The organism is Marinobacter nauticus ATCC 49840 (genome assembly GCF_000284615.1).
Taxonomy (GTDB): domain Bacteria; phylum Pseudomonadota; class Gammaproteobacteria; order Pseudomonadales; family Oleiphilaceae; genus Marinobacter; species Marinobacter nauticus.
On record NC_017067.1, the window covers coordinates 668,820 to 688,699 of the forward strand.

Genomic DNA, 19,880 nt, shown 5'->3' on the forward strand with positions numbered 1-19,880 from the left:
TTGCTGCTAGAATGCCAGTTCCCCGAAAACCGCTTACTCAGGAGCAGAATAGAATGTCGATGGCTGATCGCGATGGCCTTATCTGGCTGGATGGTGAAATGGTTCCCTGGCGGGAAGCCAAAACCCACGTCCTCACCCACACCCTGCACTATGGCCTGGGTTGCTTTGAAGGTGTGCGTGCCTACAACACCGCGAATGGCCCGGCGATTTTCCGCCTGAAAGAACATACCGATCGGCTGTTCCGTTCAGCGCACATCCTGAACATGAAGATGCCGTTCTCAAAGGACGAGATCAACGAGGCCCAACGAGCAGCGGTGCGGGAAAACAATCTCGATGAGGCTTATCTGCGCCCGATGGCATTTCTGGGCTCTGAGGGCATGGGTCTGCGTGCTGACAACCTGAAGGTGCATGTGATGGTTGCGGCCTGGAGCTGGCCGTCTTACATGTCTCCGGAAGCGAAGGAGCTGGGCATCAAGGTGCGCACCTCGTCCTACACTCGCCACCATGTAAACATCACCATGTGCAAGGCGAAGGCCAACGGTAACTACATCAATTCCATGCTGGCCCTGAATGAAGCCATCTCCGGTGGTGCCGAGGAAGCTCTGCTGCTGGATAACGAGGGCTACGTGGCGGAAGGTTCCGGTGAGAACATCTTTATCGTGCGTGATGGTGTATTGCACACCCCCGAGCTGACTTCCTGCCTGGAAGGTATCACCCGTGCCACTATCATTGACTTTGCCCGAGACCTTGGTCTGCAGGTCAAAGAGCGCCGCATTACCCGCGATGAGGTGTACGTTGCTGAGGAAGCGTTCTTTACTGGCACGGCTGCCGAAGTGCTGCCTATCCGCGAACTGGATGGTCGCCAGATCGGTGAAGGTAAGCGCGGTCCCGTTACCGAAAAGCTGCAGAGCATGTATTTTGACGCGGTGAAGGGGAAGCTGGACAAGCACTCAGAGTGGTTGAGCCACGTAAAAGGCTGATCCAGCCAGTATCTGTATGAAGTGGCCGCCGGCGCTGAACAGGCCCCGGCGGCCTTGTTATTTGGAATCCACGAGCAAGCAGGACGAGACAATGGCAGACGTAATCAAGGTTCCCGTTTCCTTTGGTGAGGTGCTGGACAAGATCACCATCCTCGAAATCAAATCCGAGCGCATCAAGGACGAAGAAAAGGTCAGAAATGTTCGCCTTGAACTGGAAGAGCTCAGCAAGACCTGGGATGAAGCCGTGGCCGACAAAGCCGATGATATCGCCGATCTGCGTAAGCAGCTCAAAGCGGTTAACGAGGAGCTTTGGGTGATTGAGGACGACATCCGTGACCAGGAAGCGGAGCAGGACTTTGGTCCCCGCTTTATTGAGCTGGCACGCGCTGTTTATGTCACGAATGACAAGCGTGCGGCCATTAAAAAAGAAGTGAACCTGGCTCTGGGGTCACGTTTTGTGGAAGAGAAGTCTTATCAGGACTATACCGCACGGAAATAATCCCATTTCCGAATGCATCCGCCCCTGAGGGGCGGGTGCGGCTACCCTGAATGCTCCGCGACCCATCGGTCGAGCATGGTCGTTACATCGTCCACCGATACCAGTTCCATCGCCCCTTCAAATTCTGCCTTGGCGCCCCAGCGGGCCTCTTCAACGGTTTTTCCCGTGAATTGCTTCAGGGCTTCCGGATAGCGGTTTACACACCATTTCAGCGAACTGTATGGCCCTGAGCGGTTAGGATTGCTGGCAGCGAACAGTCCGAGTACATCAGTTCCGACGGCGCTGGCAATGTGCGCTGGGCCCGTGTCGGGGGCCACAACCAGGTCGGCATGGCTCATCAGAGCAGTCAGCTGTTTCAGGGTGTCCTGGCCACAGATATTGTGAACCGGGTGTTTCATGGCGCTTTCGATAGCCTCGCAATATTCTTTCTCGAACGGTGCGGGGCTGCCCACCAGAATGACCTTCATGCCATGAGTTTCAATGGCGTAATCGGCCAGTTGAGCATAGCGTTCAGCGGGCCAGTTGCGCAGTGTATGGCTGGCGCAGGGGCTGATGACCAGGTTCTTCCTGTCCTTGGCCAGATGGCCATGAGCAAATTCGTGATCAGTGTCAGAGAGCGGAATATCCCAGCGGGGAGGCGCGGCCTTGAGCCCCAGTGGTTCCAGAAAGCTTGCCAGGCAGTCCCTGACATGCTGATGCGGTGCGGGCGCGATGCGCCGATTGATAAACAGGCTGTGGAGGTCTTTGCTCCGGACCTTGTCGTAGCCGATTTTGAGTTTCGCCGGGATGCAGGCCGCCGCCAGGTTTGCTCGGAAAGCGACCTGCATGTGTAGCAGAGCGTCAAATTTGCGGTCTTTCATTTTCCGGCGAAGCTCCGCGTAGCCTGCTCGGCCGGCCTTTTTGTCAAAAATGATGAACTCGACACCGGGCAGGTCGCCAATCAGTTTTGCCTCGATTTTGCCTATGACCCAGGTGACTTTTACGTTGGGGAGTTGTTCCTGAAGGCTCAACACCACGGGGATGACATGGGTAACATCGCCAATGGCCGACAGGCGCAGGATGCAGATGGAGGCTGGGCTTGATAGCTGTGTTTGGCGCGTCACGTTACGGTCCGTTGCGATTCTTTAACCAGGGTATGTAGAGGTGTTCGGGGCTGATTGGTAAACTGTCGGCCATTCTAGCGTACTAGTATCCTGGCGTCTCGAGCCAGGCGCTGACCCGTTCATATGAGGAAGTCTGCACTTGCACCTTTCCGAGGGAAAACTATCTGTCGCCAAAGAGGCGAGTCTGTTGATCTCTCCCGGGTATGAGGGGGTGACTGCAGACTGGTTTCAGCCCTGCTTTTGGGGGGCTGATGCCGCGGTGGTAGACGAAGGCGGCCGAGGCGGCGCCTGGTTCCTGGATGCGGGTGGCGACGAGTTTGTGCTTCGGCATTATCGACGTGGTGGTCTGATCGGCAAGTTTGTGGAGAGAACCTACATCTACACCGGTCTGCTGCACGCGCGCTCATTTCGTGAGTTCTGCTTGACCCGGGAGCTTATACTGGCCGGGCTTCCCGTGCCGAACGTGATTGCTGCAGCGGTCTGGCGTCGTTCGCTGTGCTTCTATCGCGCGGCGATTATTGTTGAGCGTATTCCAGAGGCTGTGAACCTGCCAATCAGCACTCGGGTGAATAGTGAAAAGCTCTGGGTTCAGACGGGGCAGATGATTCGCCGCTTCCATGACTGGGGGCTGGATCACGTCGATCTGAATTGCGACAACATTCTGGTCGCCAACGATAGGACCTATCTGATCGATTTCGATCGCTGCAGGCGGCGGGATCCCTCAACTTCCCTGCAGTGGCAGGCTAATAACCTTCAGCGCCTGAAGCGATCGGTCGACAAAAGACTCGGCCTCCGCGCTGATCTTGACGTAGAGCGCCTATGGAAGCAATTACTCTCGGGTTATCATAGCGACATATCGTGACAAGGCCGTTACGTTTTTCGATCTTAAGGCCCACTCTCTCTTTTATTCCCGGATAACGAAATTGTTCATAGCCTCAAACCACTCCATTCTTTCCTCCTCCATTGCGGTTGCCATTTTTTTCTATCTGGCGACTCTGGCGATTGTTCCTGCCGTCTACGGCTACGCACCGGCGTTTCTGCTTCTGGCTGCTCTCGGTTGCTGGCGAACTCGCGAGATTGCTATGGTCATGAACGGCCGGGATCGGGTTTTCGCGTTAGCTTTTTTGCTCTATGGCATGGTGTACGTGGTGCTGACTCTCTGGCATCAGGACAACATGTCCAGCTTTGATCGTCCCAGCCGCTTTGTTGCTGCCGCAATCATTCTGACGATGCTGCTCCGTGTTCCTGTTACAGCGCGTGCAGTATTTGCGGGGGCTGCAATCGGGGCCATTGCCTCCGGTGTTTTTGCTGTTTATGAGGTGTTCGTGTCTGGTGTGGCCAGAGTGTCCAGTTTTGACAACGCGATTTACTTCGGAAATGGAGCGCTGATCCTCGCCCTGGTGTCTCTCACTGGACTGTTCGCGGAGTTGCCAAAGCCCGGTCGCCGCCGGTCGCTGCTGTTGTTTTATGGCCTTGGCTCGGTGGGAGGTGTCGCCGCATTGCTGTTGTCGGGCACCCGTGGTGGCTGGTTGGCCTTGCCCGTTATTGCGCTTGTGGGCCTCTGGGCCTATCGAGGTGTATTGATCCGTCGACCCAGGCTGCTGGCATTGGCGCTTGTGATCATCGCAACGCTTGGGGTTGTGGCAGGAAACATGAAGATCGTGAGCGACCGTGTCGATGTGGCCGTGTCCGAAGCGCGCTCGTACTTCACGGAACACCGAGTGGGTACCTCCGTCGGGCTGAGGCTGGAAATGTGGAAAGCCGGAGCCTTGATGTTCTCTGCCCATCCTGTGACGGGTGTCGGTGAAAGTCAGTTTCATTCGGAGCTTCAGTCCCTGGTTGCAGACGGGAAAATCGATGGTGGGTTGCTCACCTTCCGGCACCTGCATAACCAGTTCGTAGATCATGCTGCCAAAGGCGGGCTGTTGGCGTTGGCGGCACTGCTTCTGGTGTTTGTTGTTCCCGTGATGCTGTTCTGGCGCTACCTGTCGTCAACAGAACCGACGATCAAGGCCTGTGCCTTCGCCGGCGTCGCTTTTACCTTATCCTTCGTGGTTTTCTGCCTGACGCAGGGTATGTTCAGCCGGAATCTCGGGGTTATGATGTACGTTATCCTGCCCCTGTTTTTGTGGGCCATCATTCGTCAGTCGGAGGCTGAAGATGCTGATGGACAGTCATCAGCCCTTGTTTCCTCCAGGAGGCTAGTTTGAGTACCCCGATCCTATTGGACTGCACACTCCGGGATGGAGGCTATTACAACAGCTGGGACTTTCCGGTTGATCTCATCAACGACTATCTGGAAGCCATGGCTGCACTTCCTGTCGGATACGTTGAACTCGGGTTGCGCTCCCTGAAAAATGAGGGCTTCAAGGGCGGCTGTGCCTATACCACGGATCAGTTTATCCGCACGCTTAGCGTTCCGGAGAGTCTCAAGCTTGGTGTTATGGTGAATGCATCCGAGTTAGTCAGTGGTGAAGGTTCTCTGTCGAGCCGGCTCGAGAATCTTTTTGTCCCGGCTGACGGTTCTCCGGTGTCCCTCGTACGGATTGCCTGCCATGTCCATGAGTTTGAGCCCGCGCTTGAGGCGTCCGTATGGCTTAAAGATCGTGGTTATCAGGTCGGCTTCAATCTGATGCAAGTGGCGGACCGTGAGGCCGATGAGATCCGCCGGCTTAGCAGACTGGCCTCAAGTTATCCTCTGGACGTTCTGTACTTCGCCGATTCCATGGGGAGCATGAACCCGGCTGATACACGTCGTCTGGTGGCGCTCTTTCGGGAAAACTGGACCGGTGCCATGGGAATCCACACCCACGACAATATGGGTAACGCTCTGGCCAACACCATGGCAGCACTGGAGGAGGGCGTGACCTGGCTGGACGCGACCGTGACCGGCATGGGGCGGGGGCCGGGTAACACCAGAACAGAGTATCTCGCTCTGGCGCTGTCTGGCGACGGTAGTCGTGAATTAAATATCACGCCACTGCTTTCAGTTATCCGAAATTACTTTGATCCTCTCAAGAGTGAACACCAGTGGGGGAGTAACCCCTACTATTTTCTGGCAGGCCAGTACGGTATACACCCAACCTACATTCAGGAAATGCTGAGCGACCAGCGATACAGTGAAGAGGATATCCTGGCGGCCATTGAGCATCTGAAGGTTGAAGGGGGCAAGCGGTTCAGCTTTACCAACCTCGAGGCCGCGAGGCACTTCTTCCGTGGTGAGCTGACTGGACGCTGGCGTCCTGAGGCCAGCCTCAAGGGGCGAGAGGTCCTGGTTCTGGGCTCAGGGCCCGGGGTTGAGCGGCACAAAGATATCATTGAACTCTATATCAAGACGTTCAAGCCGTTTGTGCTTGCTCTGAACGCGCAGCGTGGGGTAAGTGACGCTTTGATCGATGCGCGGGCAGCGTGCCATCCTGTCAGGTTGTTGGCAGACTGCGATGCTCATCGTAGCCTTCCGCAGCCGTTAATTACCCCTTATTCAATGCTGCCCGAGGATGTAAGGCTGTCTTTGGAGGGAAAGGAGATCCTCGACTTCGGGCTCAAGGTGTCCAGCGATACTTTTGAGTTCAACGCAAGCAGCGCCCAACTGCCTAACTCACTGGTTGTCGCTTACGTGTTGGCGATTGCCACCAGCGGTGGCGCGTGCCGCATTTCTCTTGCGGGTTTTGACGGGTTTTCGGCAGATGATCCAAGAAATGCTGAGATGGAGAAGCTTCTTGAGCTCTATCTGCAGCACCCGGAGCATCTCCCGCTACGGAGCGTAACACCGACCCGATACCGCGTACCGACCATCAGTATTTATGGTCTTGTGAGTTGAAGTTCCAGGAGAAAAGCAACGATGTCAGACTTTAACAGTAAGCTGAACAATGGCCCGTGCCTGGGCTTATTCAGCAAGACCACGGACAGTGCCTTCGTTGAGGCCGCGGGCCTTGGCGGAATGGATTTTATCATTCTGGATCAGGAACACGGGCCCTGCGGCCTGGAGACACTGCACCATCACGTGCGGGCTGCCCGGCTCGGGCGAATTGCCTCCATTGTTCGGGTTCGGGGCGTGGATAGTCATGCCATCGGCAGTGCTTTGGACAGCGGGGCCGATGGTGTCCAGGTGCCCAATATCAATACCGCGGAGCAGGCTCGGCAAGCAGTTGCAGCTGCAAGATTCCACCCAATGGGGCAGCGGGGAGTGTGCCGGTTTGTCCGGGCAGCAAACTACGGAACGATGGAGAAAGACCGCTATTTCTCCGACTCGAATACTCAGACACTGGTGCTTCAGGTTGAGGGCACTGAAGGCGTCCGGAATATGGATGCCATTCTCGACGTCGGCGGTTTTGATGTCCTGTTTGTGGGCCCTTATGATCTGTCACAGTCTGTCGGCTTGCCGGGCCAGGTGGACGCGCCGGAGGTACTGGCTCTGATTGAGGAAATTGCGGCGAAAGCTTCGGCCAAAGGTGTTTTGCTTGGGGCTTTCAGCGATCAGGTTTCCCGCTCAAAAGATCTTATGGCTGCGGGCTTCAACTACATTGCTCACTCGGTGGACGTTAATGTGTTTGCGGAAGCGTGCCAGCGTATGAAAGGAGATATTTGTGGCTGATTTTTCTGATATCTCAGTGGTTATCCCTGTCCGCGAGGGCAGTAGCCGGGTTCGGGAAAAGATCTTCCTTCCCTTCGGTGACAACACGACGCTGCTCGACTGGAAGATCAGCCAGCTGAAAAAAGTGCAACGGCCGGATCGTATCTTCCTGAGTTCGAACTCTGAACGAGTGAAAGAAGCGGCCCGGGCTCATGGTGTCGAGTTTCTGCCCCGCAACGATTACCTCAGCGTCGGACACCAGGCGTCATTCAGCGAAGTCATTACCGGGGTTGTTCAGGACATACCCACCGATCACTTTGCCTGGGTCACTGTTGTTGTGCCATTGATGTCGCCTGCCGAATATCGTTCGGGATTCGAGCTTTACCTTGAGCACGTTGTCGACAAGCAGAGCCACGACAGTCTGGTCTCGGTCAATCTTTTGAAGGAGTATTTCTGGGACAAGAACGGCCCACTGAATTATCAGGCTGACAAGAATCATACGATCAGTCAGGAATTGCCGGATATCTATCGTGTGACCAATGGCCTGTACATGAGAAGCCGGGAACAGACCCTGGCAGAGGGGTATTTCCTGGGTCCGAACCCTTACATGCATCAGGTTGGTAAGATGGCAGGGGTGGATATTGATGAGTTTGAGGACTACGAGATGGCCCTTGCCATGAAGGCCTTCTATCGTGATGAGTAACACGATTACCCGGGCTTGCTCTGGTTTCCCTTCTGATATTGAGTGTCATGGGTGTGATGGCTTTTTTTTCTGATTTCAGACGTCGTAAAGATCGTTGGTGGCGCTATGGCATTCTGAAGCAAGCGTACCAGCAGGCTCAGCACGCTGAAGAGGCCAACGACCAATCGTTATCCCATGCCTTCAAACGCTTCGGCTATAAGGCGCCTCCTGGAGAACTCCTCGCTGTGTGGCAACGGCTGACGGAGGTTGGAGCGTTACGCTGCACCGCACTTTCGGAGCAAGCGATCACTGGTGTCGAGCGCGCAATAGCCGACTTGCCCGCCACCACGATCAATGCCATGGCCTGGCTCGACCTGTATCGCCTCGGGCTGGGTATCGGTCTTTTTTTGCCAGCGAACCGGTTTCGGGATAAAGCGATTGCGGCAATGCTGGTTCGGTCCCAGCAGGCCAGAGCCTCACTAAACGAGCTCACCGCGGGATGCTATGCAGCGATCGAAACGGGAGATTACCAGCGCGCAAACGACTTGCTTGAGCGAATGAAGTCAAGAGGACTGGATCAGTCGCGCTACGATCAGGGCCGTTGGCTGCTGCAGTTGTTCAGTGCACAACCGACGCCAGGGGGGCATCATCGCAAGTTGGATGACACGACGGTGGATGCGGAGTTCCGAAAGGAGCTCCAAGGCAGAAAACTGGCCCTGGTAGGGCCGGTGGCAACCAAGGCCATGAATGGCTCAGAGATTGATGCCAACGACCTGGTCATCAAGTTTGGTTATCGGGGGGGCGATACCGGGAGAGATCCTGCCACTCAGGGTGAGAGGGTCGATATCAGCTACTACAACAACAAACAGGCTCAGCAGCTGTCCCAGATGCCATACACCGGGGTTCTCGCCTCTTTGCGTTGGGCCGTGTTTAACAATCACAAGGGCCGCTCGTTTTTTCCAAAAGAGCTGAATAGCGTTCGCCAACTGGCGTCGTTGCAGTGGCTGATGCCGGATACACATCTGAACGCCGGGCCCAATGCGGTTCTTGACCTTCTGCGTTTCGGACCGGGGTCGCTCAAGGTATTCAATACCGACATGATGTTGTCATCGGGGCGATTCGCAGGCTACAAAGCGCCGGATGAGAAACCGATCGACTACACGCGGTCCTTTATCAAGACGCACGACCCTGTGGTCCAGTTCCTGATCCTGAACCGTTTGTGGGCGGTAGGGCACATATCCGGAGATGAACGGTTTGAGGCCGTAATGGCTATGGGGCTGGAACAGTACCTGTTGCAGTTGCAGGAGGCTTATGGTGCACGTAAGCAGGCGCTGATCTGATGGCCTCTGAAAGCGCAGGCAAGGTCGTGCCGGAGAATACTGTAGCTCCGGCAAACCATTTTCGTCAGGGGGCGTGGCGACTGGTGTCTTACCTCGGGGAGGCCGAGAGTCTTGCTCTGCTGTCAGTCATTGAACAGGGTGAAATGACTTTCACCCGGGTGTTTCGTGACAATCGCCGGACCTTGAGTGCCCGGATTGAGACGGATACCGACGGGGCGCTTATGCTCAAGGTTCCTCGCGCCCGGAATGGTCGACGTTGGGAGCGGATGCTTACCTTTTTTCGCGGCAGTGATGCGGTCCGATCGTTCCATCAGCTCGAGAAGATGAAAGCCATGGGCTTTGCAGCGCCCGATCCGGTCCTGGCGTGTGAGAAGCGTCAGTCGGGTGTGGTGGTCGATGCTTTCCTCTGTTATCGGTTTGTTGACGGTCGGCCGGCAGAGGCCGGTGACGCCGGTCTGGTTCTTGATGCCCTCAGAAGGCTTCACCGAGCTGGTTACCTGAGAACGGATGCTCAACGTGCCAATTTTCTGATGGATGGTGATCAGGTTGTGTTTATTGATTTCCGTCTCAAGCGACCGCGCTTTTTTGCGAGTCTTCAGAAAGCGAGAGAGCTGGATCGGTTCATCAGGAGCTGTCCGGAGGCCGCCGTGCATCTGACCGACCAGGAGAGGGCGTCCCTCTGGTTACGGCTCGCCCACAGGCTGGAGAACCTCAGTTTTGCAATACGGGAATCCAAGCGCGATATACGCCGGAAGAAGCAGCAATAAGGCCAAGGTCGGCCAGCGACCCCCTGAATCTCAGCCAAGGCAGGATCAATGAAAAAAACCGTTATGTTTTGCCCGTCCAAAGTCTGGGGTGGTATCGAGAAAAATGTTCGCTTGCGGGCCCGGCTCCTGGGGGAGCAGGGAGTGGCCGTTTACGTCGTGTTACTGAGAGGTTTTTTTGCTGACCGTTTTCAGGACCTTGAAAACGTGACGGTGATAGAGGTGGGCTCCAGGGGAGGGGATTTTAACCTTTTTGTAGTTGCCAATTACGTGAGAATTCTGAAGCGAATCAGGCCAGACGCCGTCTTTTCAGCTCTGAAAAAAGACTGGTGGCTGGTTACCCTCTCGTCGAAATTGGCGGGTGTTGAACGCGTCATCCTCTATCTGGGCATTGCCCGTCGCGTCAAAAGTCCGATCAAATTCTTTATGATCTTTCGAATCATGAACGCCATTTTGATGGTGAACAGTAACTCATTGCGGGACGCCATGCTTCGGCACCGGCGGTTATTCAGTCCCGAGCGGGTCTGCCGTGTTTACAATGGCTTTGATCTGCCGCCTATAGAGGGAATGCAGCTTTCGATCAGGCAAACGCTAGGCCTGTCCGAAGACAGCATCATTGTCGGATGCGCCGGTCGATTCAGTCCGCAGAAGGGTTTTGACCTTTTGCCCGAAGTGGTGGCCCGCCTGCCTGACCATGTTCATGTTGTGCACGTTGGCGAGGGAGAGTTTGAGGCCCAGATCAAATCCGCCATCGAGGCACGCCCGGAATCCGGCCGCATTCATTTTCTGGGCTATCAGGCCGATATGCCCGCGTACTTTCGAAGTATTGATCTTTTTCTTCTTTGCTCCCGCAATGAAGGAATGGCAAACGTTCTGAATGAGGCCATGAGTCTAGGCGTACCGGTTGTTTCGACGAGGGTTCCCGGTAGTGAAGAGTTGTTGGATCACGGACGTTATGGTGTTCTGGTGAACATTGATGACGTAGACGCGATGGCGGACGGCATCCGGCGAATCCTTGACGGAGAGCTCAGTTTCGAGAGAGAGGCGTTGCGCACCCACATTGCTGAGGAGTTCGGGATGGATCGCATGCTGAAAGAAACCCGGGAGTTGTTCTTTGGCGCTTAAATATCGAATACGGGCCCTCAGGACCGATACCTTGAATCGTTTGCGTTATGGGCCAGGTGCACCAAGGTATGCGGAACGGGTGTGGATAGACCCCCGCCAGTGCTCGCAGTATATCGAGGCCGCTGATCTTGCCAGGCGAATGGGAACGGGCTCGCGGCAGTTGTCGGGGCGGGTCGTCCGCGATTGGCCCGAGGATCTCCTGCAATCCTTTGATTCTCATCCCAAGCTTACTTATTGCTGGGCACACTGGCGCGATGGAAAAACCTGGGAAGAGGCCGGCGCCATTGACTTCATGATGAGCCGGATTCGGGTTTCACCAACTGGCGTTACCGATAAATGTCGAACCCGTGAGGATGTCATGCAGCGGTTTGATACTCTGGAGCAGATCTGGAACGCGTCTCGGCAGCAAGGCTATCTTGCCTCGCAAGCACAGTTGGAACCCGACAACTTCCGCGAGGTCGGTGGTGTGCTGATGCACCTGGGACCGGGGGGGGAACCGGTCTTTTCGGGGGCTGGTTGTCACCGGTTTGCCATTGCCATGCTGCTCGATAGTCCCTTCCCTGCTCAGTTGGGCTGTGTGCACATTTCAGCCATTCAGGTGTTGCAGAGACTGCGGTCCAACAGCTAACAGAACGGCTTGTTGTAGCTATGAATAGGACGAGTTCAGACATGATGAACATGAAGTGCTACAAAACCTGGGTATTCGACTGCGATGGCGTGGTTCTGGACTCCAATCGCATCAAGACGGATGCGTTTTTTCGAGCGGCCGAACCCTATGGTGCTCATTATGCGCGGCAATTGGTCGACTACCATGTAAAAAACGGGGGGATTTCCCGGTACATCAAGTTCCAGTATTTCATGACCGGGATTCTGGGTCGTGAGTCCGTGGATGAAGCGGAGCTGAGCCACCTGTTGTCGACCTACGCTGAGTATGTGAAGCAGGGATTATTATCCTGCGATGTCGCCCCGGGAATTGATCGGTTGCGACAGCTGACAAAGGACTCAAACTGGCTGATCGTCTCCGGTGGAGATCAGGTGGAATTGCGCTCGGTGTTCAGTCAGCGCGGGCTGGACCATCTGTTCGATGGAGGTATCTATGGCAGTCCGGATACGAAGGACGAGATACTTAGCCGCCTCAAGGTCGAGCGTGTTATTGGCGAGCCGGCCATTTTTGTTGGTGATAGTCAGTACGATATCGAAGCGGCCAGGCGCGCGAGCCTGGATTTCATTTTCGTCAGCGGCTGGAGCGAGTCGAGTTTTGACTTCAGGGACGCCGACATGACGCTTGGATCCATCGCCGCAATTGCGGACCAGTTCTAGCTGGTTCGGTGTATTCCCACTTTTGCTTTGGTCATCGCCTGTGAAACAAACCGACAATCACTCTAATACGCGTCTGATTATTCTCGGAGCGGGGAAGCCGTTCAAAGGCGAACAGCACAGCGTGCTTCGGGGAACCACTGGCCGCCGCCGGGTTCTGGACTGGTTGCTTCACGCGATGCGAGGTCTGAACCCTCAGACGAATTTCGTGGGTGGCTACCAACTGGAGGCGGTGGTTGAGCGTTATCCGGACCTGCACTACTCATTGAATCCCCATTGGGAAACCACGGGCGCAGCGGCCTCGTTACTGGAAGCGCCACTGGATGCGCAGCATACCCATTATGTATCGTACGCGGACATTCTGTTCCGTGATTCAGCCGTCGATGCATTGGCAGCCTTGCAGACAGAGATTGCGATACTGGTGGATTCCAGTTGGCGTAGCCGCTACGAGGGCCGATCCCGGGAGGATATGGCCCGGTGCGAAAAGGTTAATCTTCACGGCGGCATGGTTACAAGACTCGGCCGAGATATCCCGGAAGAGCTGGCCGACGCGGAGTTTGTTGGTCTTGTGCGGTTATCGGGTGGTGTGGCTGATTATCTGGCGGATGCTGCGGCCATACCGACGTCTTTGAAATCCGGTAGTTTGAGTCAGTTGCTTGAGTACCTGCGTATTCGAGGGTTCCCTATTGCCGCTGTGGATGTGGCTGGTGAATGGGCCGAGATGAATGACGCCAATGACCTGAGCCGGTTCGTTTTGGGTACCAAGGCCCAGACGTTGTATCGATTACAGGGCGTTGTCACCCGCAGTCGAATTGAGGATCAGGTCAGTTTCACCGTCGCGGACTGGCTGGAGGGCTCGACGGATGTTCTGGCCGACATCGAAACGGAGTTGGCGGCATATTCCCGTTTGGTGGTACGAAGCAGTGCCCTGTCTGAGGATGGCTTCGGAGTGTCCAACGCCGGCGCGTACACCAGTATTCTGAATGTGGAGCGGGCAAATGAGGAGGCACTGCGTTCTGCGGTTGAGGAGGTGATCGCGTCCTACCCGGATGGTCATCCGGAGAATCAGGTGCTGGTCCAACCGATGCTGGAGCGGGTTATTGCCAGTGGCGTCGCCTTTACCAAAACGCTTTCCTCCGGCGCCCCCTACTATGTTGTGAACTATGACGATACCACCCGCAGCACGGAGTCGATCACCAGTGGCTCGAGTCGGGAGCACAAAACTCTGGTTGTCCGCCGGACTGCGCCCGAAGACGGGCTTTGCATACCCGATAACCTGGCGGGATTGCTCCCGGCGTTGCGGGAAGTGGAAGATCTTCTGGATTTTGACTCTCTTGATATCGAATTTGCGATCACGGAGGGTGGAAGTATTCACATCCTTCAGGTCCGTCCGATTGCTGTCCAGCATGAACTGAATCCGGATGACTTCCAGGATGGTTACCTGAAAGCAGCCGTGGCGCGTTTCCGCGAGCTGCAGTGTCCGGGGCCTTTCGTGCTGGGTCGAAACGGTGTTTTTGGCGTCATGCCCGACTGGAATCCGGCGGAAATCATTGGTACCCGGCCGGGGCGTCTGGCGTCCAGTCTTTACCGATATCTGATTCTTGATGATGTCTGGGCGACTCAAAGGGCGGAATACGGATACCGGGACGTCAGACCGCAACCGTTGTTACAGATGTTTGCAGGCCACCCCTACGTTGACGTGCGTGCCAGCTTCAACTCATTTATCCCCGCTACCGTGCCCGATGGCCTGGCGGAACGGCTCGTCGATTTCTATCTGGGTTGGTTGAGGCAGCATCCGCACCTGCACGACAAGGTGGAATTTGATGTGGTGCCTACCTGTTATGCGCTGGACTTTGAGCGTTGGCGTGAGCGCCTTGCCGTTGAGGGGGAATTCCAGCCGCAGGAGATTGAGCAACTGGCTGAAGGCCTTCGAGCCATAACGGCCGGTGCCGTTGCCCGCACCGATGGAGATTTACGTCTGGTTGCGGAGGCCGAGGCCAGATTCGACCGTTTTGATTGTCAGCCGAAGCCCAGCCTTGATCTTGTGTTTGCACTTCTCGAGGAGTGCCGACGTTATGGAACTTTGGTATTTGCCCATCTTGCGAGGAGTGGCTTTGTGGCGGTGACGTTGCTGAGGTCCGCTGTTCGTAATGGCGTGTTATCCCAGGCCGCCGTAGACGAATTCATGAATTCGATCCGCACGGTGTCGCACCAGTTTACCGACGATGTGGCCAGTGTTGCGCAGAAGCGAATGCCTTTTGCAGAGTTGGTGTCTCGGTACGGGCATCTTCGGCCGGGAACCTATGACATCACTTCTGCCTGTTACGGGGAGAACCCGGAGCAATATCTGGCGCCTGCCGTGGCGCGTGCGGAATTGGCGGAGCTCGGACATGGCGACGAGTCACCTATGGGTGCCTGGAATGAGGAGAGGGCCGCTTTTGCGAGCGCGATGGCATCGGTTGGGCTGCCGTCGGATGTTGATGTTCTTGAGCGTTTTTTGCGGGGTGCCATCGAAGGCCGTGAACGGGCTAAATTTGTGTTTACGCGCCATTTGTCACTGGCGATTGAGTGTCTTGCCCGTGTTGGTGCGGAGTATGGCCTTGGCAGAGAGCAGGTTGCCGGGATTCCGCTGGAGGCGTTCGCAACGCTGCGCGCCGGGCAGGTTGGAGGGGCCGACAGAGGCAGCTGGCTGACTTTGCGAGCGGAAGAAGGCGAGCAAGCAGCCCGAGCTGCGGCAATGATTGAATTGCCGCCGTTGTTGTTCTCGGAGGCTGACTTTTATTCTTTTGTCTATTCTGAGAGCCACGCCAATTTCGTCGGAAAGCAGCGGGTGGTCGCCGAGTGCGTCGATCTCCGTAACGTTTCCAATGAGAAGGGAGCAATCCTGGAAGGCAAGGTAGCGCTGATCCCTCAGGCGGATCCGGGCTATGACTGGTTGTTCGGCCACGGGATTGCAGGACTGATTACGATGTACGGCGGTGCAAACTCCCATATGGCCATTCGTGCGGCGGAGTTTGGTCTGCCAGCTGCCATTGGTGTAGGGGAGGGTAAATACGCGGCACTCGCCAAGGCTGACGTTCTGGAGCTGGACCCTGTCAACAAGCGTATCGAGGTGATTCGATAACATGAGAATCGGCATCACTCAGAGGGTAGAGGTGGTCGCCTCTTATGGCGAGCGCCGGGATTGCCTGGATCAGCAATGGTTCCTGTTTATGGAAGCGCTGGGCTATACGCCCATACCGATTCCCAATCGGCTTGACGATGTCCGGCGTTGGGTCCGGGCTGCAGGAATCGAAGGCTTGATACTGTCTGGAGGGAACGATCTGACGCATCTGCCTGGTGCCGTGAACACCGCGCCAGAACGTGATCAACTGGAGGTGGAGTTGCTGTCATGGGCTCACGAGAATGAAGTGCCGGTTATCGGTGTGTGCCGAGGCTTGCAGATAATGAATGTCTGGCTGGGCGGCGATCTGGTGCCTGTGGAGGGCCATGTGGCCGTTCGGCATCCTCTGGTATCCAGCTCAGAGGCAAAGGTCTGTTTTCAGCAGTGCACGGAAGTGAACAGTTACCATGGCTGGGGGATTGCCAGCAATGGCCTGGCTGGAGCCCTGACGCCTCAGTGTTATAGCCCCGAGGGGCATGTTGAGGCCTTTCTGCATAATCGACTGGCCTGGGCGGGTATCATGTGGCACCCAGAGCGCGAGTCGACATTCAGCGACGCTGACAGCCGTTTGTTTAATCATATTCTCCGAGGTGAAGCATGCGAACACTGATACTGGCTGCAGGCCAGGGAACCCGGCTGCGGCCTTATACGGAAGACCGCCCTAAATGCATGGTTGCTCTTGCTGGTGTTCCGCTGCTGCACCGTCAGATGGCTGCGATGAGGCAATGTGGCATTACGGATGGCATCACGGTCATTGGAGGTTACCGATCCGGCGATCTGGATACGCTCGGGGCTGGTCTCGTGATTAACCCGGAGTATGCCTCAACCAACATGGTTCGCACGTTGTTCTGTGCTCAAGACCAGATGGTACCCGGTGAGGATCTGGTCATCAGTTACGGTGACATTATCTACGAGCCAGGCGTTTTTCAGTCGCTACTGGATTGCGAGGCGCCTGTGTGTCTTGCCGCTGATCGTGAATGGCGCAGACTCTGGCAGTTGAGGATGGATGAGCCACTTGATGACGCTGAGACTTTCCGTATGAACGAGAAGGGACTTGTCATCGAGTTGGGTAAAAAGCCGGAAAGTTACGATCAGGTCGAGGCCCAGTATATGGGGCTGATCAAGGTTCGCGCAGACCACGTCCAGGCTTTCAAGGATGCTTTTCTGGCACTGGACCGGTCCCGTTTATACGACGGTAAAGACTTCGACAACATGTATATGACCAGCTTTATTCAGCACCTTATTGATACAGGCTGGCCAGTCAAAGCCTGTCTTGTTTCCAATGGCTGGCTGGAGGTCGATACAGCAGAGGAGCTGGAAGCCTATTCTGAAATGGCGGCGGATGGCCGCCTTGATTCTTACTGCAAGCTGTCCAGTTGATGTCGTAGTTGATAAAGCTCGTCCACCAGGTTCTGATATGGGGCGAGCATGGTCTGGATAGCCTCGGTCTGACCAATGCCGATGTTCAGGATTGATATGCTTGGGTCAAAGGGTGCTGAGGGCGTTTGTGATTCTGGCAGGCTGAGAAAGTCGCAGAGCCTTTGTGCTTCCGAGCCGTGGTCTTTTACGAAACGTTCAAAACTGATCAGCAATATCTGCTTGCGGCCAAGTTGGTCTGCCAAGGCTCTCAGGCTTTTTATTTTGGCCCGGATACCCGTGAGTACGTAGGCAATATCGTCTTTTTCATCGTCGTTGAACGCGGGATCGGACTTTCGTTTTCCGATTTTTCCTTGCCGAACCACTTCCGCGAACTGGTCCACCGGGTCGCGATGAACAACAATCAGTTTGTAAGGCTGGAAGACGGCTGGCCAGATATGCTCGTGTTTACCTACCCAGATCGGCTGATTCCAGACAATCGCCGGCTTTCCAGCGGCTTGGGCAAGCCCCACGGCTTGCAACCACTGGTTCCAGATCGTGGCATCGGTGTGGCTGCCGTTGTTGCCAAGGTGACGTCGGTATTTGCCAAGATACTCAAGTTTTAACCGGTGATGCCCGACTTGTTCTTTCAAAGGCATGGATGCCTGCGCTTTGCCTTTTGCTGCTTTCAACCGGGCGGCTGGGAGTTTTCCAAGACGGGTTTCCAGCCACATGCCTCTGGCCAACCATTTTGCACGCTGAGCAGTTGCTGCCTCCAGCATCGAGCCAATACGGCCGCTGCGCTTGAAGTCCGTGAATTCTCCACGCGGAACGAAGCAATCCGGGTGGCCCTTGAGATAATCGACTACAGCTCCTGAACCGGACCAGTAAATGCCGGCTACCATAATATTGAGCGGGGTGGTGTGTTCAGCCATGGGTATTCTTCATCGTCGGGAATCGGGGGCGTCAAGAAAGGCAGCCACGACCACCTCACTGCGAAACGGTGCCAGCCATTCAGGCTTTACGGTAACCGGCAACTCCTGCGTAATTGCGGATAGTCCTCCGGCCAGTCCCTCTGCCGTTCTCGGCGTCAGGTAGGCTTCGAGATCTCCCCGGAATACGTCGCGAACGCCACCGCGGCTTTCGACCGCCATAATCGGTGTGCCACAGGCCAGGGCTTCGGTCAGCACAATTCCCAGGCCTTCGTATTCAGACGCGAGCACAAAGAGGTCGGCGTTTTTCATCCAGGGATAGGGATTCTTACGCTTGCCTGCAAATAACACTCGATCATGGATGCCAAGTTCTCTCGCCTTGGCTTCGAGCTCGCTGCGCAGAGGTCCTTCTCCGACAATCACAAGTTTGTGGCTGATTCCTGACCGGGCATAGGCTTCCAATAGCAGCGCATGGCCCTTCTGGGGCACCAGACGGGCCACATTCAAAATGTAGGGCGCGGTGGGAATATCCGGATCGGGCTCGCCAGCCAGTGTCTCGATCTGTCTGATCGGACAGGGGTTGGTGATTACCCGAAGGCTGGTGGGCTGAATGCTGCCCTTTTCGAAGGCCTCGAGGGCCGAGTCCATGACGCCGGAAGACACGCAGGCCAGGTGGCGGCGGTGGAACACCAGCTTCCACTCCAGCTTTTTTTGCCAGAGTGGCCGGTCGTAATGAATGACGTTTTCAAGAACGTAGACACAACGCTCATCCCGAAACGACCAGAAATATTTGAAGGTGCCCAGTCCACGGAAAATGATTCGGTCGAACCGGCCGTGCTGCTTTTCCAGGGAGTGGATGTGGCGTTTGAGCAGCCAGCCACTGAGCCAGCCAACCCACATGAAGTGGGAGCGCGGGAGCAGGACGCCAAGCAACAGCCGGGATAACAGAAATACCGGAATGCCAATAATCGACTTCATCAAGGCTTGAAACTGATCAAAGTAATGCAGTTTCACGCCCGGATTGGCAGGCGCCAGGTCATTGGGGTGATTCCGGCAAGAAAGCAGATGGCTTTCATGGCCTTCCTCAGCAAAGGCATCGGCCAGATTGACCGCGACGCGCTCCATACCGCCCATTTTCAGGCTGTGGATAACAACCAGTGTTCTCATGCGGTTTGCTTCTTCTTGATACCATTTTCGGCCCAGAAGGTCTTGTTATCCTTCACGGCTTTCCGGATGGCCCGGTTCCTGGCCCAGATCTCGGGTTTTGAATAGCCCCGGGCATGATCCAGATGCAGGCACACCGTGCTGTATCGAATCTGCATGGATTTGTGGCCATAGTTCCACAGACGCTCACCCAGCTCGCGGTCCAGGCCACCATACTGCATGTCTTCGTTGAAACCGTTCACCGCAATCAGATCTTTGGTCCAGGTGGAGCTGTTCATGCCATTCCAGCTTGCGGCTGCAGGGGTAATCCGGTTCATAAAACGACGGAACCCGCGTGAAGAGGAAAGCTTCCAGAGTTTGTGGTTTTTCGGTTGGCCGTGGGCAACCAGCCACTGGGGCTTGAAGATTTCACCGGAGCGAATGTCATTGTCGGTGATGGCCTCGGATACCGGCATGGTCAGCTTGATGTAACCGCCGGAAAGAAAGTAACCGGGCCGGGCCAGATCGTGATGGGTCTGAATGAAATCCGGTTCGGGAATGCAGTCGCCGTCGGTAAAGATCAGGTAGTCGCACTCAGTTTCACGGATGGCTTTGTTGAGAATCTGACACTTTCGGAACCCGTCGTCTTCGTGCCATACGTGATCGATCGTGAGAATGCCGCGGGCTTTGAAGGTATCAATCAGTTCTTTTGTCTCATCGGCCGAACCATCGTCCGCAATTATGACACGGAATGACTTGAAGCTCTGGCATTCATAGCCAGTGAGCACTTTGCTAAGCCAGAGGGGGGAGTTGTAGGTGGTAATCACCACACCAATGGAATTTGGAGACATAAGATACCAGTGCCCGAGCCGTCAGATTGAAACGGGCCCTAGTATACACTTG

At 55.7% G+C, this 19,880-nt stretch carries 19 protein-coding genes; 15 read left to right on the plus strand and 4 right to left on the minus strand.

Annotated features, from left to right (window positions below; translation table 11 throughout):
• Positions 1–53 precede the first annotated feature (53 nt).
• Both MARHY_RS03085 and MARHY_RS03090 read left to right on the plus strand, forming a co-directional pair.
• Positions 54–980: a branched-chain amino acid transaminase gene (locus MARHY_RS03085; RefSeq protein WP_041654552.1), complete on the plus strand. Its 927-nt coding sequence runs from the start codon at positions 54–56 to the stop codon at positions 978–980.
• 91 nt (positions 981–1,071) lie between these two features.
• A complete protein-coding gene (locus tag MARHY_RS03090; RefSeq protein ID WP_014420523.1) occupies positions 1,072–1,479 on the plus strand; it encodes a DUF6165 family protein in 408 nt (135 codons plus the stop codon).
• Positions 1,480–1,520: 41 nt separating this feature from the next.
• On the opposite strand, the gene MARHY_RS03095 is transcribed toward MARHY_RS03090, so the two are convergent.
• Positions 1,521–2,582: a glycosyltransferase family 9 protein gene (locus MARHY_RS03095; protein WP_014420524.1), complete on the minus strand. Its 1,062-nt coding sequence runs from the start codon at positions 2,580–2,582 to the stop codon at positions 1,521–1,523.
• A 139-nt stretch (positions 2,583–2,721) separates the two neighbouring features.
• Here MARHY_RS03095 and MARHY_RS03100 point away from each other — a divergent pair, with 139 nt between their 5' ends.
• From MARHY_RS03100 to MARHY_RS03160, 13 genes are all read left to right on the plus strand, one after another.
• Entirely contained in the window at positions 2,722–3,444 is a 723-nt protein-coding gene (locus MARHY_RS03100; protein WP_014420525.1) for a 3-deoxy-D-manno-octulosonic acid kinase, read from the plus strand.
• A 61-nt stretch (positions 3,445–3,505) separates the two neighbouring features.
• On the plus strand, positions 3,506–4,792 hold the full coding sequence (locus tag MARHY_RS03105) for an O-antigen ligase family protein (RefSeq protein ID WP_014420526.1): 1,287 nt from the start codon (positions 3,506–3,508) through the stop codon (positions 4,790–4,792).
• Positions 4,789–6,402, plus strand: a complete 1,614-nt coding sequence (locus MARHY_RS03110) for an aldolase catalytic domain-containing protein (RefSeq protein ID WP_014420527.1) — start codon at positions 4,789–4,791, stop codon at positions 6,400–6,402. The genes MARHY_RS03105 and MARHY_RS03110 overlap by 4 nt, the downstream gene beginning before the upstream one ends.
• A 21-nt stretch (positions 6,403–6,423) precedes the next feature.
• On the plus strand, positions 6,424–7,176 hold the full coding sequence (locus MARHY_RS03115) for an HpcH/HpaI aldolase family protein (protein WP_014420528.1): 753 nt from the start codon (positions 6,424–6,426) through the stop codon (positions 7,174–7,176).
• Complete coding sequence (locus MARHY_RS03120) at positions 7,169–7,858, plus strand: acylneuraminate cytidylyltransferase family protein (protein ID WP_014420529.1); 690 nt, start codon at positions 7,169–7,171, stop codon at positions 7,856–7,858. The genes MARHY_RS03115 and MARHY_RS03120 overlap by 8 nt, the downstream gene beginning before the upstream one ends.
• A gap of 56 nt (positions 7,859–7,914) precedes the next feature.
• Complete coding sequence (locus MARHY_RS03125; protein ID WP_158011867.1) at positions 7,915–9,177, plus strand: hypothetical protein; 1,263 nt, start codon at positions 7,915–7,917, stop codon at positions 9,175–9,177.
• Positions 9,177–9,944, plus strand: a complete 768-nt coding sequence (locus tag MARHY_RS03130) for a lipopolysaccharide core heptose(II) kinase RfaY (protein ID WP_014420531.1) — start codon at positions 9,177–9,179, stop codon at positions 9,942–9,944. The genes MARHY_RS03125 and MARHY_RS03130 overlap by 1 nt, the downstream gene beginning before the upstream one ends.
• Before the next feature lie 48 nt (positions 9,945–9,992).
• The gene (locus MARHY_RS03135; RefSeq protein ID WP_014420532.1) at positions 9,993–11,066 is read left to right on the plus strand and encodes a glycosyltransferase; all 1,074 of its coding nucleotides are present in this window, start codon (positions 9,993–9,995) and stop codon (positions 11,064–11,066) included.
• Between the two features lie 31 nt (positions 11,067–11,097).
• Positions 11,098–11,694, plus strand: coding sequence for a hypothetical protein (locus MARHY_RS03140; protein WP_226374389.1), 597 nt, complete (start codon positions 11,098–11,100; stop codon positions 11,692–11,694).
• A 41-nt stretch (positions 11,695–11,735) separates the two neighbouring features.
• Positions 11,736–12,386 carry an HAD family hydrolase gene (locus MARHY_RS03145; RefSeq protein WP_041654555.1) on the plus strand — a complete coding sequence of 217 codons (651 nt, stop codon included), beginning with the start codon at positions 11,736–11,738 and terminating at the stop codon, positions 12,384–12,386.
• Positions 12,387–12,426: 40 nt separating this feature from the next.
• Positions 12,427–15,507 (plus strand): PEP/pyruvate-binding domain-containing protein, encoded by a 3,081-nt coding sequence (locus MARHY_RS03150; protein WP_041654556.1) that lies wholly within the window; start codon positions 12,427–12,429, stop codon positions 15,505–15,507.
• 1 nt (position 15,508) lies between these two features.
• A complete protein-coding gene (locus MARHY_RS03155; protein WP_014420536.1) occupies positions 15,509–16,156 on the plus strand; it encodes a gamma-glutamyl-gamma-aminobutyrate hydrolase family protein in 648 nt (215 codons plus the stop codon).
• Entirely contained in the window at positions 16,144–16,926 is a 783-nt protein-coding gene (locus MARHY_RS03160) for a phosphocholine cytidylyltransferase family protein (RefSeq protein ID WP_041654557.1), read from the plus strand. Before MARHY_RS03155 ends, MARHY_RS03160 begins: the two co-directional genes overlap by 13 nt.
• Here the strand turns inward: MARHY_RS03160 and MARHY_RS03165 are convergent.
• The 3 genes from MARHY_RS03165 to MARHY_RS03175 are packed head-to-tail and all read right to left on the minus strand — an operon-like array spanning position 16,905 to position 19,828.
• Positions 16,905–17,837 carry a sulfotransferase gene (locus tag MARHY_RS03165; RefSeq protein ID WP_014420538.1) on the minus strand — a complete coding sequence of 311 codons (933 nt, stop codon included), beginning with the start codon at positions 17,835–17,837 and terminating at the stop codon, positions 16,905–16,907. The genes MARHY_RS03160 and MARHY_RS03165 overlap by 22 nt on opposite strands.
• A gap of 9 nt (positions 17,838–17,846) precedes the next feature.
• Positions 17,847–19,001 carry a glycosyltransferase gene (locus MARHY_RS03170; RefSeq protein ID WP_014420539.1) on the minus strand — a complete coding sequence of 385 codons (1,155 nt, stop codon included), beginning with the start codon at positions 18,999–19,001 and terminating at the stop codon, positions 17,847–17,849.
• Positions 18,998–19,828, minus strand: a complete 831-nt coding sequence (locus MARHY_RS03175; protein WP_014420540.1) for a glycosyltransferase family 2 protein — start codon at positions 19,826–19,828, stop codon at positions 18,998–19,000. The genes MARHY_RS03170 and MARHY_RS03175 overlap by 4 nt, the downstream gene beginning before the upstream one ends.
• Between the last annotated feature and the right edge of the window lie 52 nt (positions 19,829–19,880).